Annotated in this window: 2 protein-coding genes; one reads left to right on the top strand and one right to left on the bottom strand. The window is 42.2% G+C overall.

The features are described 5' to 3' along the window. Positions 1–126 precede the first annotated feature (126 nt). Positions 127–1,131, bottom strand: a complete 1,005-nt coding sequence (locus B9H04_RS17720) for a restriction endonuclease (protein ID WP_080508710.1) — start codon at positions 1,129–1,131, stop codon at positions 127–129. 247 nt (positions 1,132–1,378) lie between these two features. Here B9H04_RS17720 and B9H04_RS18485 point away from each other — a divergent pair. Next, on the top strand, positions 1,379–2,418 hold a 1,040-nt coding region (locus B9H04_RS18485), incomplete at its 3' end, for a hypothetical protein (protein ID WP_139835160.1).

The raw sequence follows: 2,418 nt of genomic DNA, 5'->3' as shown, positions 1-2,418 counted from the left end.
CCGCTGTGTCGGCTTTTTATCTTCGACCTCCGCGAGAGCGTCGCGGAGGTCGTCAAGAGTGGCGGCGTCAAGCGTGGACATACTTGCTAATCACACTCTAACCTAAAGAATATTTAGCTGACAGTATTACTCCTGAGTAGGGACGTATACCCGTTTCAGCGGAACCTTCGCTTGATACTCTGCTTCGATATCCTCGTAATGCTGTAAGAATAAGTCAATAAATTCATCCCGGCCTAGAAGAGCAACTCTCGAACTGGTGCTTTCTGCTGCCTGCTTGGCATCTCTAGTGAAACCTCCAGTGGATACAAAGAGCCCCTTTGCCGAACTACCAAGAGTTCCAACAAACTCTCTCATTTCTGGACCTCCCGTTGTACTTTTACGATGCTTCACTTGCGCCTTGATTAGCGGTTCCTCAAAACCAAGTGCATCTGGATGTGCGACAATATCTACGCCTTGATCAGGTCCAGGGTCAGTTGTGGTTGCGTTGTATCCGATAGCTCTCAGTAGAGCGGCTACTAGTTCCTCGAAATCAAATGGGTCCAATTTCGCAATATGGTCGGAGATGAGTTCCTCCGATGTCGCTTGTACTTCCTCGAAATATGGCGGTGTGTCTTCTTCATCCTCCTCTTGTTCTCGATCAGTGTCTGGTTTGGACTGACCCGTGAGGACCGATTCAATCTTATCGAGATGCTCATCAAGAGAGAATACCGTTAGCGAACTACCGAGAGTGTTCTTGACCGGTGTACTGAACTCGTCACGCGAGATCTCCCCCTGCCAATTCACCGGTCGTATATGTGGATAATCCTCGGAATCTTCCGGAGCAAACCGGTATGAACCTGTGATTTGTCCATAATGATAGGTACGTGAAGATTTGTCGTATGTTAGGATCCGATCATTTCCTTCCATGACATGAGCAAATCGATACAACTGACCAGCGTTAACTGCGATACGGCTTTTCGAATGTTCTGGATACACCTCTCGATATCGACCTTTTACCTCTTCTCTAGAATGGAACTCGGACAACTCACCAAGCCCCTTCCATCCAATTGCTATGAGTGAGTTATCAATAAATAGTTCAATTAATTCATTTTGATTTCCTGCGCGGACCATCCATCCTCGACAATCGGCCATGTGAATGTGATCACAGTGAGTTTTGATAAGTAGTTCCCAAAACTCTGACAGCGAACGTACTGTTCAGAATACTCGGATGCTCTGTTGATATTCTCAACTGTTAAATTTAGAGAGATTATTCAGGTGAGTCTTGGAATCACTGATTTCCAAATTAAAAGAGATTTAATCGGTCAGTGCGGGTCAAATGTCGATGATCATTGTTAGCTCCAAAAAACCTAATACAAATAGAAACAAACTCAATACATAGATGACTACAAAACAAGTTCTTTCCGCTATTCAAGAAATAAATAAACAGAGATTCGAAAATCCAGAAGAGTTCAGATTAGAGATCATCCAACTATTTGCGGAAGCACTTGGATATTCTCTAGAAAATCTTCAATTTGATATGACTCTTCCTCAAGATGATGGCGTGATCCAACCAGACGCAGTAATTGCTGCCGACTTAGAGTCTAAGCCTTACTTAGGAATAGAAGTTGAACTTTATCCTCGAGACGAACAGTATATAGAAACAGACCGGTCTAATATTAAAAATGACGAATACGGGAGGCGACAGCATTCATTTAACAAAGCTACCGAGTTTTTTGAAGCAGGAGTAGAAAGAGTATTAATAATCACCAATAGTCATTTGTATTTTTCATCCGGAGTTGCTGAATCTAATAATGAAGAAGCACAGGGATCTAAACGCAGTGGACACATCGAAATTGGACCAGAAATTTCTCAAAATTCTATTGAAACCTTGGTGGAGGCACTTGGAGCACCAAGTGAAATTCCTCAAGAACCCTTAGACTGGGGGAGCCCAGACGAAGTAAAGATAGATGATACATATTTCACATTGGACATAGACGAATTTCTACAGAGGAGAAAATCGGTGGAAAATGAGGGAGATTCAAACGATAAGGGAGACAAATTTGAAAATTTGTCAGAATATATGCTAAATGGGTTTTCTTGTGTGTCTGTAATTAGAAAGAATGTATATAACAGCATTGGGGAAATTGACCGCGTTGCGGAATATACTGGCAGTGAAGGTAACCCATTTTTCGAAAACCATGATCGGTTAATCATAGTTGAATGTAAATCGAGTGACGATTCAATCGGATCCGGTGAAGTCCGAAAATTTGGTGACAAAATAAAAACGGCGGGATCATCGCTAGGTATTCTGTTTGCTAAGGGAGGAATATCAGGAGATGAAGATGGGAGGTATGCCCGTCGTGCGATACGTAATTTATATCAACGAGAAAATATTATCATGGCAGTAATAAATAATAATGATCTAGATCGTATATCATC

The organism is Halorubrum ezzemoulense DSM 17463, assembly GCF_002114285.1.
Taxonomy (GTDB): domain Archaea; phylum Halobacteriota; class Halobacteria; order Halobacteriales; family Haloferacaceae; genus Halorubrum; species Halorubrum ezzemoulense.
Note: the sequence above shows the minus strand (reverse complement) of the source record. Positions and strands in the feature narration are given on the sequence as shown.